Here is a 16,924-nt window from a genome sequence, read left to right as displayed (position 1 = left end):
CGGCGGCAGCGGCCATGGCGCGCAGCGTGGCCGCCGCGCGCGCCAACCCGTCCGCCACCACCTGCACAACGACCTGATTTCGTCTTTCTCCCTCTCCCTCTGGGGGAGGGCCGGGGTAGGGGCACGGCGGCGCTCAACGAAACATGGCGTATCGTGCGTGGCTGCCCCATCCCAACCTTCCCCCAGAGGGCGGAAGGCGCCAGAAACGGAGACCTGATGGCACAGATCGGCAAGGCGCCCTGCGACGACACGCTGATCCTGCACGGCGCAGGCCCGCAAGAGAGCGCCTGCCCCGAGGCCTCCAAGCCCTGGGTGCTCGCCGCGGCCATCGTCGGCTCCAGCATGGCCTTCATCGACGGCACCGTCGTCAACGTCGCGCTGCCGGCCATCCAGGCCGACCTGCATGCCACCGCCTTCCAGGCCCAGTGGGTCGTCGAGTCCTATGCCTTGCTGCTGGCCGCGCTGCTGCTGGTGGGCGGCGCGCTGGGCGACCTCTACGGGCGGCGCCGCATCTTCGCGATCGGCGTCGGCATCTTCGCGCTGTCGTCGGTGGCCTGCGCCATGGCCGGCAGCGTGCAGCAGCTCATCGCGGCGCGGGCGGTGCAGGGCGTCGGCGGCGCGCTGCTGGTGCCGGGCAGCCTGGCGCTCATCAGCGCCGCCTTTCCCGAGAAGGAGCGCGGCAAGGCCATCGGCACGTGGTCGGGGTTCAGCGGCATCACGGCGGCCATCGGGCCGGTGCTCGGCGGCTTCCTGGTCGATCATTTCTCGTGGACCTGGGCCTTCCTCATCAACGTGCCGATGGCGCTGCTGGTGCTTTGGATCGCCTGGCGCCATGTGCCCGAGAGCCGTGGCGCCTCGGCCGGCGGCGGGCTCGACGCGTGGGGCGCGTTGCTGGCGACGGCGGGGCTGGGCGGCGTCGTCTACGCCTTCATCGAGGCGCCGACGCAGCACTGGAGCTCGCCGGCCGTGCTGGCCGCCCTGGCCATCGGCGTGCTGGGCAGCGCGGGCTTCATCGCCGTGGAGCGCAAGGCGCGCACGCCGATGCTGCCGCTCGGGCTGCTGCGCATCGGCAACTTCAGCGGCGCCAACCTGTTGACGCTGCTGCTCTACGCGGCGCTGGGCGGCGCGCTGTACTTCCTGCCGCTCAACCTGATCCAGGTGCAGGGCTACTCGGCCACGGTGGCGGGCGCGGCGCTGCTGCCGTTCATCGGCATCATGTTCGCGCTGTCGGGCTGGGCCGGGCAACTGGTCGATCGCTTCGGGCCGCGCATGCCGCTGGTCATCGGCCCGTCGATCGCGGCGGTGGGCTTCGCGCTGTTCGCGTTGCCGGGCGTGGGTGCGAGCTACTGGACCGGTTTCCTGCCCGCCGTGGTGGTGCTGGGTTTCGGCATGACGGTGACGGTGGCGCCGCTCACGACCACGGTCATGAACGCGGTGGGGCCCGACCTCGCGGGCGTGGCCTCGGGGGTGAACAACGCGGTGTCGCGCGCGGCGGCGGTCTTGGCGATCGCGGTGTTCGGCGCGATCATGGCGTGGGCCTTCGACCTGACGCTGGCCGGCCAGCTGCGGGAAATGGGCGCGTCGGCGCAGGTGTCGGCGTTTCTCGAGGGCGAGCGCAGCAAGCTGGCGGGCGCGGCGCTGCCGCCGGGTGTCGATGCGGCCACGGCGGCTGCACTCCAGCGGGCCGTGGCCGAGTCGTTCGTGGCGGGGTTCCGCTGGGTGATGCTGATGGGCGCGGCCCTGGCCGCGCTGAGCGCGGTGAGCGCGTGGTGGATGATCCGGGGCCGACCCGCGGCAGGGGCGCCCGGCAAGACCTGAGGAGACCCCGATGGAGACGCAGGAAGCGCAGCACTTCGATGTCTTGATCGTCGGCGCGGGCCTCTCCGGCATCGGCGCGGGCTACCACCTGCAGACCCGCTGTCCGGGCCGCAGCTACGCCATCCTCGAGGGGCGCGAACGCAGCGGCGGCACCTGGGACCTGTTCCGCTACCCGGGCGTGCGTTCCGATTCCGACATGTACACGCTGGGCTATGCGTTTCGCCCGTGGCGGCAGGCGAAGTCGATTGCCGACGGCCCGTCGATCCTCAACTACCTGCGCGAGACGGCGCAGCGGCACGGCATCGACAAGAAGATCCGCTTCAACGAGCGCGTGGTGCGCGCCGCGTGGTCGACGCCCGATGGCTGCTGGCACGTCGACGTCGAGCAGGGCCCCGAGCGGCGGGCGCTGCGGCTGCGCTGCAACTTCCTTTTTCTGTGCAGCGGCTACTACCGCTACGACGCGGGCTACACGCCTCAGTTCGCGGGCATCGGCGACTACACGGGCCGCGTGGTGCATCCGCAGCATTGGCCCGACGACCTCGACTGCGCCGGCAAGCGGGTGGTGGTGATCGGCAGCGGCGCCACTGCGATGACGCTGGTGCCGGCATTGGCCGAAACCGCCGCGCACGTCACGCTGCTGCAGCGCTCGCCGACCTACGTTGTGGCGCGGCCGGCCGAAGACCCGATCGCCCACCGGTTGCGCCGCCTGCTGCCGGCCCGGCTGGCCTACGGCCTCACGCGCTGGAAGAACGTGCTGCTCGGCATGTTCTTCTTTCGCCTCGCGCGCCGCCGGCCCGACCGCGTGAAGCGGATGATCCTGGGCGGCGTGCGGCAGGCCCTGGGGCCGGACTACGACGTCGCCACGCATTTCACGCCGCGCTACAACCCGTGGGACCAGCGCGTGTGCCTCGTGCCCGACGGCGACCTGTTCGCGGCCATCAGGGCGGGGCGCGCTTCGATGGTGACGGACCAGGTCGACACGTTCACGCCGCGCGGCATCCGGCTGCAATCGGGCCGTGAGCTGGAAGCCGACGTGGTCGTCACCGCCACCGGGCTCGAACTGCAGGTGCTGGGCGGCATCGCGCTCGAGGTGGACGGGCGCCGCGTCGAGCCGGCCAGCACCTTCAACTACAAGGGCATGATGTTCAGCGACGTGCCCAACCTGGCCTCGTCCTTCGGCTACACGAACGCCTCGTGGACGCTCAAGAGCGACCTGACCTGCGCCTACGTCTGCCGGCTGCTGAACCACATGGCGCGCCACGGCTGGACCCAATGCACGCCGCGCAACACCGACCCCGCGCTGGCGCCGGAACCGTGGCTCGATTTTTCGTCGGGCTACGTGCAACGCGCGGTCGGCAAGTTTCCCAAGCAGGGCCCGCGCACGCCCTGGCGCGTGCATCAGAACTACGCGCGCGACCTGCTGAGCCTCAAGTTCGGCAGGGTGGACGACGGGGTGATGGAGTTTTCGAGGCCGGGTTGACAGCGACTGCGGCTAAGCCGGCGCGCAGGCGGGCGAGAGCAACCTGTCCAGCTCCGCCCACAGCGGATCGCATTGCCCGGCGCGGAACGCCGCCGCCCTGAACGTCGGGTGCTCCCCCTGGTACGTTTCCCACAGCGCGCGGTGCCCGTCGGCCACGCAGGCGCGCACATTGGCCAGCCGGTCGGCCGCCTTCACCACCAGCGCCAGCTCTTCGTCGCCCGTCACCCGCGCCAGCGCCGCATAGGTCTTGGCCTTGCGCTCCTTGCGGTTGGCGCCGGGCGCGTCGGTCAGCAGCGCCACGCACCGGGCCACGAGGTCGCCGAAGCGCTCCTGCACACCGGACACCGTGGCGTCGGTGTCCTCGACCACGTCGTGCAGGTAGCCGACGACCCGCGCCTGCTCGCCATAGGGCTGGAGCAGGGCGACCACGGCGTCCAGGTGGTGCACGTACGGATGCACGCCGTACTTCTGCGCCCCATGCATCTCGATGGCGTAGGCGCGGGCGGCTTCGGGGGTCGAGCGGGTGGTGGTCATGCGGCGTCCTCGGGTTTTTCCATTCTGCCTTCGCACCCGGCGCTCTTTACCTCGTTTACGAAGGAAAACACCTACCGGGATGGCATTGCCGGCGTTCTTGTGTATCGATACAGTAAATCGTTCCACCAAAAGACGGGCACCCGACCCACAGCCATCCAGGAGACAAGAAAATGACCTCGAAACCGACATCGATCTCACGCCGCCAGTTCGTCCAGTCATCGTCCGCCTTGTCGCTTGCAGCGGCCACGGCGGGCTTCGCGCCGCATGCGTTCGCGCAGGAAAAAACGGTGGCGCTGCGGCTGTCGTCGTCGCACGTGGCCGACCTCAATTCGTCGCACTTCGCGTGGTCGCAGCTGATGCAGGCCAACCTGAAGAAGGCGGTGGGCGAGCAGATCCGCATCGACTACTTTCCCAACAACCAGCTCGGCAAGGAAAGCGACGTGGTGCAGCAGGTGAAGGTGGGCTCGATCGACATGATGCTCACGGGCTCGTCGATCTGGGCCACGGTGACGCCGCAGCTGGGCATGCTCGACCTGGGCTACCTGTTCGACAGCTACGACCACGTGGCGCGCGCCGTCGACGCGGGCGTGGGCGCCAAGCTCAACGACATGCTGGTCAAGAGCACCGGCTGCCAGATCATCACCTGGGGCGCGCACTACGGCGCACGCAACGTCTACACCAAGCAGCCCGTGAAGTCGCTGGCCGACATCCGGAACGTCAAGCTGCGCGTGCTGCCCACGCCGGCCTTCATCGAGACCTTCAAGATCATGGGTGCGATCCCCACGCCCATTTCCTTCGGCGAGCTCTACATGGCGGCGCAGACCGGCGTGGTCGACGGCTTCGAGCACGACGCGGGCACGGTGCTGGCCAACAAGCTCAACGAGGTGGTCAAGCACTGCTGGATGACCGAGCACCTGTTCAGCCCCATGGTCTGCGTGGCCGGCAGGCGCGCGATGGACCGCGTGCCCGCCGCCTTGCGCCCGGCGTTCCTCAAGGCCGCGGCCGACTCCACGCTGCAGCAGCGCCAGATCGGCAACGAGCGCAGCCAGCAGGCCATCGACGACCTGAAGAAGACCGGCATCTCGTTCACGCCCATGGCCAGGAACGAGCGCGACCAGGTCCGCAAGGAAATGGAAACCAGGCTCTGGGCCGCCTTTGCCAAGCAGTACCCCGAAACGGGCCCGCTGTTCGCCGCCATCAACGCCGCGCGGGCCTGAGAGCGACCATGTCGAGCATTTCGCTGCCGATGCAACCCATGCAATCCGCGCACCCCGGGCACCCCGCGGAACCCGTGCTGGGCTTCGACGCCGACCACGCCGCCGGCCGCTCGCTGGCCTGGCTGATGCGCAGCACCGAGTACGTGGCCGGCGCGGTGCTGGCCGTGGACGTGGTGGTCGTGTTCATCTCGGTCATCTTCCGGTACTTCCTGCACGACCCCTTCGACTGGGCGGAGGAGGTGGCGCGCGCGCTGATGGTGATTCAGGTGTTCTTCGGCGCGGCCACGGTGCTGGCGCGCAGCCAGCACGTGGGCGTGGACCTGTTCCGCGGCATGCTGCCGGCGCGCTGGCAACCGGCGCTGATCCAGTTCGGCAACTGGATCGTGGTGGGCGTGTCGGCGAGTCTGTTCGCCTCGTCGTGCGAGCTGCTGGTCGACTCGTACAACATGACCACGTCGATCGGCCTGCCGCAGTGGATCTACGTGTACCCGGTGGCCATCGGCAGCCTGTTCATGACGCTGTTCGGCCTGGCCAACGCGGTCAACGGGCCCCGGCGCATGGTGTGGTCCACGCTGGGCGTCGGCCTGGCGCTGACGGCGGCGGTGGTGGCATGGAACACGCTCATGAGCGCGCACGCCATTGCGCCCTGGGCGCTGCTCACCGCCGGCTTCTTCGGCGGCATGGCGCTGGGCATGCCCATTGCCTTCGTGCTGGCGCTGTCGTCGCTGGTGTTCTTCATGGCCGACCCGTCGCTGCCAATGCTGGTGTATTCGCAGCAGGTGATGGCGGGCACCGACCACTACGTGCTGCTGGCCATTCCGTTCTTCGTGCTGGCGGGCCTGCTGATGGAGGCCAACGGCATGTCGTCGCGGCTCATCGAGCTGCTGCTGCGCATGTTCGGGCGGCTGCGCGGCGGGCTGGGGCTCATCACCATCACGGCCACCGCGTTCTTCTCGGGCGTGTCGGGCTCCAAGCTGGCGGACATCGCGGCGGTGGGCGGCATCATCATGCCGGCCGTGCGCAAGACGAAGCAAGACCCGAACGAGACCGCCGGCCTGCTGGCCTGCACCGCGGTGATGGCCGAGACCATTCCGCCCTGCATCAACATGATCATCATGGGCTTCGTGGCCAACATCTCGATTGCCGGGCTGTTCATGGCGGGGCTGGTTCCGGCCGTGGTGCTGGCGGTGTCGCTGGCGGCCGTGACCATCTACGTGGGCACCAAGATCAACCCCGACGAAGCCTTCGACGTGCGCACGCCGATGTTCCGCCTGCTGGGCGGCGCGCTGGTGGCGCTGGTGATGGTGGCCATGATCGGCAAGGGCGTGACCTCGGGCATCGCGACCTCGACCGAGGTGTCTTCCTTCGCGGTGGTCTACGCGCTGGTGGTGGGCTGGCTGGCGTTTCGCGAGCTCACGGTGAAGTCGGTGGCGCGGCTGTTCGTGCGCTCGGCGTCGATGGCGGGGGGCATCCTGTTCATCGTGGCGGCGGCGTCGAGCCTGTCGTTCGCGCTCACGATCCAGCAGATTCCGCAGTACCTGTCGGAGTTCATGATCGGCTTCGCGCACTCCTACGGCAGCACGATGTTCGTGATGCTGTCGGTGCTCATCATGATCGTGTTCGGCGCCATTCTCGAAGGCGCGCCGGCGCTCATCATCTTCGGGCCGTTGCTCACGCCCATTGCCTCCCAGCTCGGCGTGAACCCGCTGCACTTCGGCACGGTGATGGTCATTGCCATGGGCTTCGGGCTGTTCGCGCCGCCGGTCGGGCTGGGCCTGTTCGCCACCTGCGCCATCACCGGCACCCAGGTGAAAGACGTGGCCAGGCCGATGCTCAAATACCTGGCCGTGTTGTTCGTTACCCTCGTGGTGCTGGTGTTGGTGCCGGCGTTCTCCACGTGGCTGCCGACGCGCATGGGGATGTAAGAGCGATCCGAGAGACATAGAACAGGGAGATTCCGTGAGCAGAATCAGCGATGTGGCCCAACGGGCGGGCGTTTCGACCAGCACCGTGTCGAATGTGTTGAACGGGCGCAGCGACCGCATGGCCAAGGAGACGCTGGCGCGCGTCGAGACCGCCATCCGCGAACTCAAGTACCGGCCCAACACCTCGGCGCGGCAGCTCAAGACCGGCCACACGCCGCTCATCGGGCTGCTGGTGCCTTCGATGGCCAACCCGATGTACGGCTTCATCGCGCGCGAGGTCGAGACGCTGGCGCAGGAGCGCTACGGCTTTCGCATCATGATCGGCAACACCTACCGCGACGCCGAGAAGGAAGCGCACTTCTTCGAAGACCTGATGGCGCACGGCGTGCGCGGGGTCATCATCATTTCGTCGCTGGTCGACGAGCAGCACGTGGAAGCCGCGGCCGAGCGCGGGCTGGTGGTGGTGAGCTACGACCGGCGCGCCACGCCGGCCCTGTCGGGCGGGGCCTCGGTGATCGACCACGTGACGGTCGACAGCTTCGAGTCGTCGCGCATCGCGACGCAGCACCTGATCGAGCAGGGGCACCGCAAGCTGGCGTTCGTCACGCCGTCGGGCCGCACCATGAGCCGGAACGAGAAGATCAACGGCTTCCTGGCCGCAGCCCGCAGCGCGGGACTGGAAGGCAGCGCGCAGGTCATCGAGGGCTTGCCGGTCGACGAGTACGGCGACTCGATGATGAGCGAACTCGGCCGCATGCAGGCCAGCCAGCTGGCGGCGCAGGCCGAGCGCCCGAGCGGCGTGATCGGCGTGAACGACCTGCTGGCCTTCGGCCTGATGGCGGGCTTTCGCGACGCGGGGCTGTCGGTGCCGCGAGACGTGTCGGTGATCGGCATCGACAACGTGTTTCTCTCCACGCTCATGCACCCGGCCATGACCTCGGTGCGCGTGCCGGTGCCCGAGATGGCGCAGGTGATGGTCGAGCGCGTGATGAGCCGGCTGGCCGACCCGTCGCTGCCGACGCAGGAATTCATTTTTCCGCCCACGCTGGTGGCGCGCGATTCGGTGGCGCCCCCGCGCGGCTGATTTCCCTTTTGTCGATCAACGCTCTTCTTTCTTTTTTTCCTTCATGACCACGGTTTTCGTCAGCCATCCGCAGGGCAAGCTCGCCCACTATTTCGGCGACCGCGCCGCCGCCGCACTGCGGGCCATCGCGCAGGTGCGGCAGGTGCGCTTCAACCCCACGGACACCGACTTGTCGTCGGCCCAGCTGGCGGAGCTCGCGCAGGGTTGCGACGCCATCATTTCGTACCGCCAGACGGCGGGCGACGAGGCGCTGTTCGCGGCGCTGCCGCAGCTCAAGGCCTTCGTGCGCTGCGCCATCGACATCCGCAACATCGACGTGCCCTCGGCCAGCCGGCACGGCGTGCTGGTGACGCAGGCGAGCGCGGGCTTCATCGCCTCGGTGTCGGAGTGGATCGTGGGCGTGATGATCGACCTGGGGCGCCACATCAGCACCTCGACCGCGCAGTACCACGCGGGGCAGGCCGCGCCGCCGGTGATGGGGCGCGAGCTGCGCGGCAGCACGCTGGGCGTGATCGGCTACGGGCAGATCAGCCGCTACCTGTGCGACGTGGCGCTGGCGCTGGGCATGCGCATCGTGGTGCACGACCCGTACACGGCCACGGGCCGCGCGGAGTTCGCGCCGGTCGGGCTCGACGCGCTGCTCGCGCAGTCGGACTTCGTGGTCTGCCTGGCCGCCGCGACCGAGGCGACCGAGAACCTGATGAACGCCGCCGCCTTTGCCGCGATGCAGCCGCACGCCTGTTTCATCAATGCCTCGCGCGGCAACCTCGTGGACGAAGACGCGCTGCTCGCAGCGCTCGACGCGAGCACCATCGCCGGCTGCGCGCTCGACGTGGGCCGCGCGCCCGACCAGATGCCGTCGCCGCGCGTGGCGGCGCATCCGCGCGTGATCGCGACGCCGCACATCGGCGGGCTCACGCCGCCGGCGGTGGAACACCAGGCCATGGAAACCGTGTCGCAACTGGCCGAGATTTTTCAGGGCAGGGCGCCGAAGGGCGCGGTGAACGCAGCCGAGGCGTACCGCTGGCGGCAAGCCTTCGTCCAGGCCGCCTGATCGATCCATCCATCCGTTCGATAAACACATCAAGAGAACACGCCATGGAACCCACCCGGAACACCCGCTACGCGGCCTGCGACTGCCACGTCCACATTTATGAAGACCGTTTTCCGCTGATTCCCAACGTCGCTTGGGTGCCGCCGCATTCGCCGGTGTCGGCCTACCGCGAGCAGGTGCAGCAGCCGCTGGGCATCGACCGCGCGGTGGTCGTGCAGCCGACCGGCTACGGCTTCGACAACAGCTGCACGCTCGATGCGCTCGCGCAGTTCGGCGACGCGGCGCGCGGCATTGCGCTGGTGGCGCCCGAGGTGCCCGACGCCGAAATCGCGCGCCTGCACGCGGGCGGCATGCGCGGCGTGCGCTACATGATGATCGGCGGCGTGCTGGGCTGGGCGTCGCTCGAGCCCATGGCCGCGCGGCTCGCCAATGCCGACTGGATGGTGAACCTGCAGCTCGACGGCCGCACCATGCCCGAGCACGAAGCGGTGCTCAAGCGCCTGCCGTGCCGGCTGGTGCTCGACCACAACGGAAAGTTCCTGGAACCGGTGGCGCCGAGCCATCCGTCGTTCCAGTCGCTGCTGCGCGTGCTCGATTCGGGGCGCGTGTGGATCAAGCTGTCGGCGCCCTACGAAACCTCGAAGACCGGCGCGCCGGGCTACGACGACGTGAGCCTGCTGGCGCGCACGCTGGCCGAGACCTTTCCTGAGCGCTGCCTGTGGGCCAGCAACTGGCCGCACCCGGGGCGCAACCCCGTGCCCGCGAACGTGCCGCTGTACGACCTGCTGTTTTCGTGGGCGAGCAGCGAGGACACGCGCCGCCGCATCCTCGTGGACAACCCGGCCGCGCTGTACGGGTTCTAGGCGGCTTCCGGGCGGCTTCTAGACAGCACCGCGCCGCACCAACAGGCGCTGCGGCCCCTGGCCCTCGGCGCCCAGCCGGTCGAGCGGATTGCGCAGCTTGCAGCGGTCGATCGACAGGCAGCCGCAGCCGATGCAGTCGTCCAGCGTGTCGCGCAGCTTCTTCAGCTGGGCCATGCGCTCGTCGAGTTCGGCGCGCCACGCGGCCGAAAGGCGGGCCCAGTCTTCGCGGCTGGGCGCCGCGGTCGGGGGGAGGGTAGCAGGGCGCCCCCTATCTCGGCAAGCGAAATGCCTACCCTTTGCGCGACCCGCACGAAGGCCACGCGCCGCAGCACCGTGCGCGGGTAGCGCCGCTGATTGCCGGCGGTGCGGGTGCTGGCGATGAGGCCCTGCGCCTCGTAGAAATGCAACGCGGACACCGTGACGCCGCTGCGCCGCGCGACCTCGCCGACGGTGAGCGTGGGGGAAATGCCGGCTTGTTGCAGAGCGTCGTTCATCGTGATGCGGATTCCTCTTGACCTCGACTTTAGTTGAGGTTTGAGAATTCACTCCAGCGCGCAGGTCCTGCGCGCATGTCTTGAAGAGGAGCCCACCATGTCGAATGAATCCAACGCCGTCTCGTCCGCTCCGGTTTTTCGCATCGACAAGTTCGTGGTGCCGGCCGATGTGCTGCCGGCGTTCGTCGCGCAGATGCAACGCGTCCAGCACACTCTGCGCACCTTGCCGGGCTGCCTGCGGGCCCATGTGCTGAACCAGACCGGCGGCGCCGGCGAGTTCAATGTGGTGACGCTGGTCGAGTGGGCAAACGCCGAAGCCGTGGCCTCCGCGGCCGCGTTCGTGAAGCAGAAGTTCGCGCAAGAAGGCTTCGACCCGGTCGCGTTCACGAAGAACGCGGGCGTGCGTTCGGACTTGGGGTTCTACGGCGTGGCCTGATGCCCCTGGACTTCGACCCGCCGCCGGTAGCTATCGATTGCCGGCGCCGCGCCGGGTCAGCAGAAGCTGGCCCAGCGCATCGAATGCGGGCAGCGTGACCGGGTCGTTGGCCGCGTTGCCGGCCACCGGGTGCGAGGCGTAGCGCACGATCACCATCTCGGCCTTCGGGTCGATGTAGATGCGCTGGCCGTGCACGCCGCGCGCCATGTAGGCGCCGTGGTCGTTGTGCGTGACCCACCACATGTCGCGGTAGCTCCAGTCCTTCAGCAAGGGGTAGCCGCCCTTGACGAAGGCGGCCTTGTCGCCGCCGCGGCGGATGTCGTCGACGGCGGCCTTGGGCACGATCTGCCGGCCGTTGAAGCGGCCGTCGTTGCGCAGCATTTCGCCGAAGCGCGCGAGGTCGCGCAAGCCGGTGTTCAGGCCGCCGCCGGCGAACGGCGTGCCGATGGAGTCGACGGTGAAGTAGGCGTCCTGCTCGGCGCCGAGGTGGCGCCAGATGCGCTCGGACAGCATCTGCGCCACGTTGCGGCCGGTGACGCGTGCGATGACCCAGCCCAGCACGTCGGAGTTGACGGTCTTGTAGCCGAAGCCTTCGCCGTGCCGGCCTTCGGGCTGCACGGTCTGCAGAAACTCGTAGTAGCTGCGCGGGCCGGTGTAGTCCTTGGGCTTGGGCAGCGGGCTGCCGGCTTGCGCGTGGGCCCAGACTTCGGCGTTGGGGTCGGCGTAGTCCTCGCTGAATTTCAGGCCGGTGGTCATGTCGAGCACCTGGCGCACGGTGGCGTTGCCGAAGGCCGACTTCGAAAGCTCGGGCACGTAGTCGGCCACCTGCTTGTCGGCGTCGAGCGTGCCCTCGGCCACGAGCATGGCGCCCAGCGTGCCGACCACCGACTTGGTAACCGACATGGCGCCGTGCTGCCCGTCGTCCTTGAGCACGCCGAAGTAGCGCTCGTAGACCACGCGCCCGCGATGCAGCACCACGATGCCGTCGGTGTAGGTGGCGGCGAGCGATTGGGCCCAGGTCATCGGCGTGGTCGCGCCGATGGGCGTGAACGTGAGCGCGTCGATATCGGTGCGCAGCGCATAGGGCAGCTTGCCGGGCGCGCCCAGGCCGCGCGAGACGTTCATCGTCGGCATCAGCTGGCGAAAGTTCGACACGCTCCAGCGCATGGCCGGAAACTGGAAATAGCTGCCGTCCTCGAAGCGCAGCGTGCGCTCGGCGGGCGGGGGCGAGCCGGTCATCCAGCCCAGCGCGGCGGGGTCGCTCGCTGCGGCATCGGGGAACGACTGCGCATGCGCCGCGTGCATCGCCGGCAGGGTAGCGAGCATGCACGCGAGCATGGCGGCGCGGCGCTTGAAGCGGCGGGAAATCGGGGCGGTCATGGCCCATTGTGGACCGCGACCCTGCGTGCGAACTTATCTCTGACAGGGAGCGGGCCGGGTTGACAAAGGGCGCGGGGCGCTTCGATACTGAACTCTTAGGTTCATCTTCAAAGCCACACATCGCAAAGGAGACTTCCATGCAAAAAATCGTGCCCTGCCTCTGGTTCGACGGCAACGGCGAGGACGCGCTGAAGTTCTACACCGCCATTTTTCCGAACTCGCGCGTGACCGACAAACTGCTCTGGGGCGACACCAACCCCAAGCTGAAGGGCTCGCTGCTCACCGCGACCTTCGAGCTCGAAGGGCAGGAGTTCATGGTGATCAACGGCGGTCCGCAGTACAAGTTCACCCCCGCCATCTCGATGTACCTCAAGTGCGAGACGCAGGCCGAGGTCGACAACTACTGGAACAAGCTGCTCGAGGGCGGTGGCCAGCCGGTGCAGTGCGGCTGGCTCACCGACCGCTACGGCGTGTCGTGGCAGATCGTGCCCACGGGCATGATCCAGATGTTCCAGGACAAGGATCCGGCCAAGGCCGCCCGCGCGATGCAGGCCATGATGACGATGGTCAAGCTCGACATCGCCGCGGTGAAGAAGGCCTTCGACGGGGCTTGAACCGCCGCCGCCGAAGGCCGGGGCGCTACACCAGCCGGTGGATCGCCTTCTTGCGCCACACCAGTTGGTAGTACGCGGTCTGCAGCAGCAGCATCGCGCCGAAGGTCACGGGGTAGGCGATCCAGATGCCGTCCAGCCCCAGGCGGTGGCTCATGGCATAGGCCACCGGCACCTCGACGCCCAGGATGCACAGGATCGAGATCAGCGTCGGCACCAGCACCGAGCCGCTGGCCCGCATGATCCCCGACAGCGCCGAGGCCATGCCGAAGATCACCAGGCTCCACAGCATGATGTGCAGCAGTGTCTGCGCGATCTCGAGCACCGGCTCGCTGGTGATGAAGAACGCCATGAGGTGGCGCGAGAACAGGTAGCCCAGCACCACCAGCCCGCCGGTCAGCACCACGTTCATCAGCAGCGCCGTCTTGGCGATGGCGCCCAGGCGGTTGGCCCGGCCCGCGCCGATGGCCTGCGCGCCCAGGATCGATGCCGTGATGGCAATCGAGATGGCCGGGAACTGCACGTACGCCACCACCTGGTTCACCGCGCCGTAGGCGGCCGTGGCGCTGGAGCCGTAGCTGTTGACCATCGACAGCAGCACCACCTCGGCCAGCGCCACCACGATCATCTGCACGCCCGTGGGCACGCCGATCTTCAGCACGGCCTTCAGCAGATGCGGCTGGATGCGCAGGTTGCGCAGAAACTCCGCGTCGGGCGCGAGCGGGCTCTTGCGCTGGCGCAGCCGAAAGCCCAGCCAGGTGGTCGACACCGCGAACGACAGCACCGAGGCCCAGGCGCCGCTGGCCACGCCGAGCTGCGGCAAGCCGCCCCAGCCGCGGATGAGCGCGGGCGTGACCACCAGGCCGATGAGCGTGGAGATCATCAGCGTGAGCAGCGGCGTGACGGTGTCGCCCACGCCGCGCAGCATGGCCGTGGCCAGGAGGAACACGAAGACGCCGGGCATCGCGATCAGCATGATGCGGGCGTAGCGCGTGGAGTCGGCCAGCACGTCGGGCGGGGTGCCCAGCGAGGCCAGCATGGGCGTGGTGAACGCGCCGCCGAACACGGCGATCACCAGGCCCGTGAGCACGCCCACCGTGAGCGTGGTGCCGGCCACGGCCTTGGCCTTGGCGGCGTCGCGCGCGCCCCAGGCCTGGCCGATGAGCACCGAGGCGCCGGCGCCCAGGCCGATGATGAAGGCGATGAAGAAGAACATCACCGGGAAGAAGCTGGACACCGCCGCCAGCGCACCCACGCCGAGCATCTGCCCGACGTAGATGTTGTTGAGCGTGCCCGACAGCGACTGCAGGATGTTGCTGAGCAGCATCGGCGCGAGGAAGAAAAGAAAGACCTTCCACAAAGGACGCGCGGCGCCCACCGGCGCAACGGGCACGCCCTGCATGCCGCTGGGGCCGTTCTGGCCCGCGGTGCCGGGTGTTTCAGGGGTAGCTCTCATTCGTGGCTCCAGCCGGGGGCGGACAGTTCTTGCAGATGGTTGCGCAGGTCGACGGGCCAGGGCTCGATCAGGTGGCTGAAGCGCTGCGCCTCGCCGGCGAACAGCGCGCGCGTGGCTTCCTCGAAGCCCGGCAGGTTGCCCGCGATGGCGGTCATGAAACGGTAGGTCGACTCGCGCGCGGCGCGCGCGGTGTCGCGCCCGGCGTGCACGCGGCGCGCTTCGTCGACCAGCTTGCGCAGCGCGACCGACGCGCCGCCGGGCTGGCGGCCGAGCCAGTCCCAGTGGCGCGGCAGCAGCGTGACTTCGCGCGCGACCACACCGAGCTTGGGACGGCCCACGCCGCGCGGCGTGTCGTCGCGGTGCTCGGCCTCGGGGTCGGGCAGCTCGCGCATGTCGAGGTCGAGCTGCGCGCCGGTCTGGTCGTCGAACACGAGGTAGGGGCCCGGGTCGTCGCGACGGCGCAGCTGGTCGAGAACTTCGGCCTTGCTGCCGTGTGCGATGCGCTGAAAACCGAAGAACACCGTGAGGGTGGTGGGAGGGGTGTCTGATGACATGCGGATGTTGGGTTGTTTCCTGGATGGAGGCCGGGAGAAACGAGGTGCGTAATCTACCCGCTGCCGCGCTTGCGCGCGCGGCATGCCGTCAATGCGTTTTGTCGGCGGACATGGCGAGCAGCGCGGCGTGGGCCGCCGACAGGTGCTGCGCATCGACAGCGCGCAGCGCATCGCGGCAATGTGCTTCGACGGTCATGACCGCGCCCTGCACCAGCTGGCGGCCGCCGGGGCGCAGCGCCGCGTGGCGGCGGGTGTCGGCGCCCGGGCCCGCCACGCGCTCGGCCAGGCCCGTTTTTTCGAGCGGCACGATCTTGCGGACCAGCCCCGACATCGGCAGCCCCAGCGCGCGCGCCAGCTCGGCCATCGGCATGCGGCCCTGCTCGGCGCGCAGCAGTTGGTAGAGGAGGGTGAAGTCGCCGAAATTCAAGCCGTGGAAAGCACCGAGGTCGGCGTCGAGCTGCAGCGTCAGGCCGGCATGGGCGCGGCCCAGGTCCATGCAGAAGGAGAAGGCCAGGGCGTCGTTGCTCATGGCGTGTTGTAGCCCTGTGCGCCGAAGCACTGGAGTTCTTCCTGCCAGAGCGCCAGCAGTTTCTCGAGTTCGGCCTTGCGGTCGAAGCCGGGGTCTTTGCGCTCCTTGACCCGGTCGACGACCTCGAAGCTGAACTGCGCCGCGCCGTGCGCGTTCCAGTCCTGCCCGAGGGGCTTGCAGCGGTGCGAGCCCATGTTCAGCTCGAAGCGCGCTCGGTTCATGGCGCCTTCGACGTCGAGGCTGCCGGCCACGTAGACACGGCCGCTCGGCACATGGCGCACGGCGAACACGCCGGCCGGGCGAACGGCTTCCTTGTATTGGCGGGAGAGGGCGCGCTTGGTTTCAGGTGACAGGTTCATGCGCCAAATATTACCCGGGTCAAATTAAATTGGCAATATACCCGGGTAAAAATAAACGCCTCAGCCTTCCCTGAACCGCCGCCATCCGCGCGCGATGCGCCCCTTGATCGCACGCACGATCCGCCACGGGCGGCTCTGCCGCACGACGGTCAGCACGCGGTCCTTCCAGGCCTTCCAGCGCGGATACCAGCGCGCGAACCACGGAATGCGCATCAGCGGGCGCTCGACCAGCTGGAAGATCCGCGCCACGATGGCCGTGCCCACCAGCTTGGCCAGCACGAGCACGGTCAGCGCGGTGGCGGCATGGCCGCGGCTGAACAGGAAGAGCGCCAGCACCTTCACCGGCAGCAGCAGCACCACCGGCACGAAGAAGGCCAGCAACGCGCCCCAGGGCGGCAGCTGGCGCAGCCGGTCTTCGAGGCGGGCCCAGAACGGCAGGCGCGACAGGCGTGCCGCGAGCGCGGCCAGCGGCACCCATCCCCATTCCTCGAAGAGCAGCAACGGAACCAGCAGCACGGTGCCGACGATGCGAAGAAGGGCACGCAGGGCGCGCAGCAGAGGTGTCATCGGCGAAGCGTACACGGCAAGAAGGCGCGACCGAAGCCGCGCCTGCCAGCCTGCCTGTTGGTTCGCCTACTTCCTGGCGGGCACGAAGAACAGGTACTCGCCCCGGCCGAGTTCCCGCGTCACTTCGTAGCCCGAGCACACGTCGGTGGTGCACTGGATGATGACGACCCGCGGCCAGATGGTCGCCGCGGTCGGATAACCCGGCATGTACTGCGGCACGTGCCAGACGCCGAGGTCGCCGACCGGCTCGGCCTTGTCGACGCCCGGCGCGTTCTGCAGGCCGCTGCCCATGTTCATGCGCTCGACGCGCAGGGTGGGCGCGGGTGGCGGCGCCGCCGCGGCCGCGGCTGTTGCCAGGCAACAGGCCGCGGTCCAGAGAAAGACGGTCCTGGTCATCATGGACTCCACGCGCTCACTGCGGGTAGGCCGTCGATTGCGGGGCCGTCGCGATGTCGCCGACCGGTTCCGCCGACAGGATGCGCTGCGCGCGCAGCGCTGCCAGGTCGCTGGGGTCGATGACCGTCACCGTGGCGCTGGCCACCGGCATCGAGACCGCCGCCGGG

At 68.8% G+C, this 16,924-nt stretch carries 17 protein-coding genes and 1 pseudogene; 9 read left to right on the top strand and 9 right to left on the bottom strand.

Features of this window, described 5'->3' with window-relative positions; translation table 11 throughout:
- Positions 1–216: 216 nt before the first annotated feature.
- Both BMG07_RS34215 and BMG07_RS34210 read left to right on the top strand, forming a co-directional pair.
- Positions 217–1,818 (top strand): MFS transporter, encoded by a 1,602-nt coding sequence (locus tag BMG07_RS34215; RefSeq protein WP_198088230.1) that lies wholly within the window; start codon positions 217–219, stop codon positions 1,816–1,818.
- 10 nt (positions 1,819–1,828) lie between these two features.
- Positions 1,829–3,298, top strand: coding sequence for an NAD(P)/FAD-dependent oxidoreductase (locus tag BMG07_RS34210; protein ID WP_198088229.1), 1,470 nt, complete (start codon positions 1,829–1,831; stop codon positions 3,296–3,298).
- A gap of 12 nt (positions 3,299–3,310) precedes the next feature.
- Here the strand turns inward: BMG07_RS34210 and BMG07_RS34205 are convergent, their stop codons facing one another.
- Complete coding sequence (locus BMG07_RS34205) at positions 3,311–3,832, bottom strand: HD domain-containing protein (protein ID WP_198088228.1); 522 nt, start codon at positions 3,830–3,832, stop codon at positions 3,311–3,313.
- Positions 3,833–4,002: 170 nt separating this feature from the next.
- Between BMG07_RS34205 and BMG07_RS34200 the strand changes: the two genes are divergently transcribed.
- Genes BMG07_RS34200 through BMG07_RS34180 form a run of 5 tightly spaced genes read left to right on the top strand, consistent with a single transcriptional unit; the run spans position 4,003 to position 9,975 of the window.
- Positions 4,003–5,049 (top strand): TRAP transporter substrate-binding protein, encoded by a 1,047-nt coding sequence (locus BMG07_RS34200; protein ID WP_198088227.1) that lies wholly within the window; start codon positions 4,003–4,005, stop codon positions 5,047–5,049.
- A gap of 38 nt (positions 5,050–5,087) precedes the next feature.
- Entirely contained in the window at positions 5,088–6,974 is a 1,887-nt protein-coding gene (locus BMG07_RS34195) for a TRAP transporter large permease subunit (protein WP_198088232.1), read from the top strand.
- Between the two features lie 34 nt (positions 6,975–7,008).
- On the top strand, positions 7,009–8,058 hold the full coding sequence (locus tag BMG07_RS34190; RefSeq protein WP_198088226.1) for a LacI family DNA-binding transcriptional regulator: 1,050 nt from the start codon (positions 7,009–7,011) through the stop codon (positions 8,056–8,058).
- A 43-nt stretch (positions 8,059–8,101) separates the two neighbouring features.
- Positions 8,102–9,112: a D-isomer specific 2-hydroxyacid dehydrogenase family protein gene (locus BMG07_RS34185; RefSeq protein WP_198088225.1), complete on the top strand. Its 1,011-nt coding sequence runs from the start codon at positions 8,102–8,104 to the stop codon at positions 9,110–9,112.
- 44 nt (positions 9,113–9,156) lie between these two features.
- Positions 9,157–9,975, top strand: a complete 819-nt coding sequence (locus tag BMG07_RS34180) for an amidohydrolase (protein WP_198088224.1) — start codon at positions 9,157–9,159, stop codon at positions 9,973–9,975.
- A gap of 18 nt (positions 9,976–9,993) precedes the next feature.
- Here the strand turns inward: BMG07_RS34180 and soxR are convergent.
- Positions 9,994–10,469: pseudogene (gene soxR / locus BMG07_RS34175) on the bottom strand (redox-sensitive transcriptional activator SoxR).
- A gap of 97 nt (positions 10,470–10,566) precedes the next feature.
- Between soxR and BMG07_RS34170 the strand changes: the two are divergent.
- Positions 10,567–10,905, top strand: a complete 339-nt coding sequence (locus BMG07_RS34170; protein ID WP_198088223.1) for an antibiotic biosynthesis monooxygenase — start codon at positions 10,567–10,569, stop codon at positions 10,903–10,905.
- Positions 10,906–10,935: 30 nt separating this feature from the next.
- Here BMG07_RS34170 and BMG07_RS34165 read toward each other — a convergent pair whose 3' ends face one another.
- Positions 10,936–12,231: a serine hydrolase gene (locus BMG07_RS34165; RefSeq protein WP_269759668.1), complete on the bottom strand. Its 1,296-nt coding sequence runs from the start codon at positions 12,229–12,231 to the stop codon at positions 10,936–10,938.
- 191 nt (positions 12,232–12,422) lie between these two features.
- Here BMG07_RS34165 and BMG07_RS34160 point away from each other — a divergent pair, with 191 nt between their 5' ends.
- On the top strand, positions 12,423–12,899 hold the full coding sequence (locus BMG07_RS34160; protein WP_198088221.1) for a VOC family protein: 477 nt from the start codon (positions 12,423–12,425) through the stop codon (positions 12,897–12,899).
- Between the two features lie 25 nt (positions 12,900–12,924).
- Here the strand turns inward: BMG07_RS34160 and BMG07_RS34155 are convergent, their stop codons facing one another.
- The 6 genes from BMG07_RS34155 to BMG07_RS34130 all read right to left on the bottom strand — a co-directional run bounded on the left by BMG07_RS34155 (position 12,925) and on the right by BMG07_RS34130 (position 16,757).
- Positions 12,925–14,352, bottom strand: a complete 1,428-nt coding sequence (locus BMG07_RS34155) for an MATE family efflux transporter (RefSeq protein WP_269759667.1) — start codon at positions 14,350–14,352, stop codon at positions 12,925–12,927.
- Positions 14,349–14,906 (bottom strand): DUF2239 family protein, encoded by a 558-nt coding sequence (locus tag BMG07_RS34150; protein WP_198088220.1) that lies wholly within the window; start codon positions 14,904–14,906, stop codon positions 14,349–14,351. Before BMG07_RS34150 ends, BMG07_RS34155 begins: the two co-directional genes overlap by 4 nt.
- A gap of 88 nt (positions 14,907–14,994) precedes the next feature.
- Positions 14,995–15,435: a MarR family winged helix-turn-helix transcriptional regulator gene (locus BMG07_RS34145; protein ID WP_198088219.1), complete on the bottom strand. Its 441-nt coding sequence runs from the start codon at positions 15,433–15,435 to the stop codon at positions 14,995–14,997.
- On the bottom strand, positions 15,432–15,794 hold the full coding sequence (locus BMG07_RS34140; protein WP_198088218.1) for a GIY-YIG nuclease family protein: 363 nt from the start codon (positions 15,792–15,794) through the stop codon (positions 15,432–15,434). Before BMG07_RS34140 ends, BMG07_RS34145 begins: the two co-directional genes overlap by 4 nt.
- 60 nt (positions 15,795–15,854) lie before the next feature.
- Positions 15,855–16,361, bottom strand: a complete 507-nt coding sequence (locus BMG07_RS34135; protein WP_198088217.1) for a hypothetical protein — start codon at positions 16,359–16,361, stop codon at positions 15,855–15,857.
- A gap of 66 nt (positions 16,362–16,427) precedes the next feature.
- Positions 16,428–16,757 (bottom strand): hypothetical protein, encoded by a 330-nt coding sequence (locus BMG07_RS34130; protein ID WP_198088216.1) that lies wholly within the window; start codon positions 16,755–16,757, stop codon positions 16,428–16,430.
- Between the last annotated feature and the right edge of the window lie 167 nt (positions 16,758–16,924).

Origin of the sequence: Variovorax sp. E3, from assembly GCF_016082275.1 — a bacterium.
Classification (GTDB): domain Bacteria; phylum Pseudomonadota; class Gammaproteobacteria; order Burkholderiales; family Burkholderiaceae_C; genus Variovorax.
Note: the sequence above shows the minus strand (reverse complement) of the source record. Positions and strands in the feature narration are given on the sequence as shown.

Bases quoted from the DNA above. Each gene is read 5' to 3' on its own strand.
- BMG07_RS34215 (WP_198088230.1), top strand. From the start codon at position 217: ATGGCACAGATCGGCAAGGCGCCCTGCGACGACACGCTGATCCTGCAC.
- BMG07_RS34210 (WP_198088229.1), top strand. From the start codon at position 1,829: ATGGAGACGCAGGAAGCGCAGCACTTCGATGTCTTGATCGTCGGCGCG.
- BMG07_RS34205 (WP_198088228.1), bottom strand. From the start codon at position 3,832: ATGACCACCACCCGCTCGACCCCCGAAGCCGCCCGCGCCTACGCCATC.
- BMG07_RS34200 (WP_198088227.1), top strand. From the start codon at position 4,003: ATGACCTCGAAACCGACATCGATCTCACGCCGCCAGTTCGTCCAGTCA.
- BMG07_RS34195 (WP_198088232.1), top strand. From the start codon at position 5,088: ATGCAATCCGCGCACCCCGGGCACCCCGCGGAACCCGTGCTGGGCTTC.
- BMG07_RS34185 (WP_198088225.1), top strand. From the start codon at position 8,102: ATGACCACGGTTTTCGTCAGCCATCCGCAGGGCAAGCTCGCCCACTAT.
- BMG07_RS34180 (WP_198088224.1), top strand. From the start codon at position 9,157: ATGGAACCCACCCGGAACACCCGCTACGCGGCCTGCGACTGCCACGTC.
- BMG07_RS34170 (WP_198088223.1), top strand. From the start codon at position 10,567: ATGTCGAATGAATCCAACGCCGTCTCGTCCGCTCCGGTTTTTCGCATC.
- BMG07_RS34165 (WP_269759668.1), bottom strand. From the start codon at position 12,231: ATGCTCGCTACCCTGCCGGCGATGCACGCGGCGCATGCGCAGTCGTTC.
- BMG07_RS34160 (WP_198088221.1), top strand. From the start codon at position 12,423: ATGCAAAAAATCGTGCCCTGCCTCTGGTTCGACGGCAACGGCGAGGAC.
- BMG07_RS34155 (WP_269759667.1), bottom strand. From the start codon at position 14,352: ATGAGAGCTACCCCTGAAACACCCGGCACCGCGGGCCAGAACGGCCCC.
- BMG07_RS34150 (WP_198088220.1), bottom strand. From the start codon at position 14,906: ATGTCATCAGACACCCCTCCCACCACCCTCACGGTGTTCTTCGGTTTT.
- BMG07_RS34145 (WP_198088219.1), bottom strand. From the start codon at position 15,435: ATGAGCAACGACGCCCTGGCCTTCTCCTTCTGCATGGACCTGGGCCGC.
- BMG07_RS34140 (WP_198088218.1), bottom strand. From the start codon at position 15,794: ATGAACCTGTCACCTGAAACCAAGCGCGCCCTCTCCCGCCAATACAAG.
- BMG07_RS34135 (WP_198088217.1), bottom strand. From the start codon at position 16,361: ATGACACCTCTGCTGCGCGCCCTGCGTGCCCTTCTTCGCATCGTCGGC.
- BMG07_RS34130 (WP_198088216.1), bottom strand. From the start codon at position 16,757: ATGACCAGGACCGTCTTTCTCTGGACCGCGGCCTGTTGCCTGGCAACA.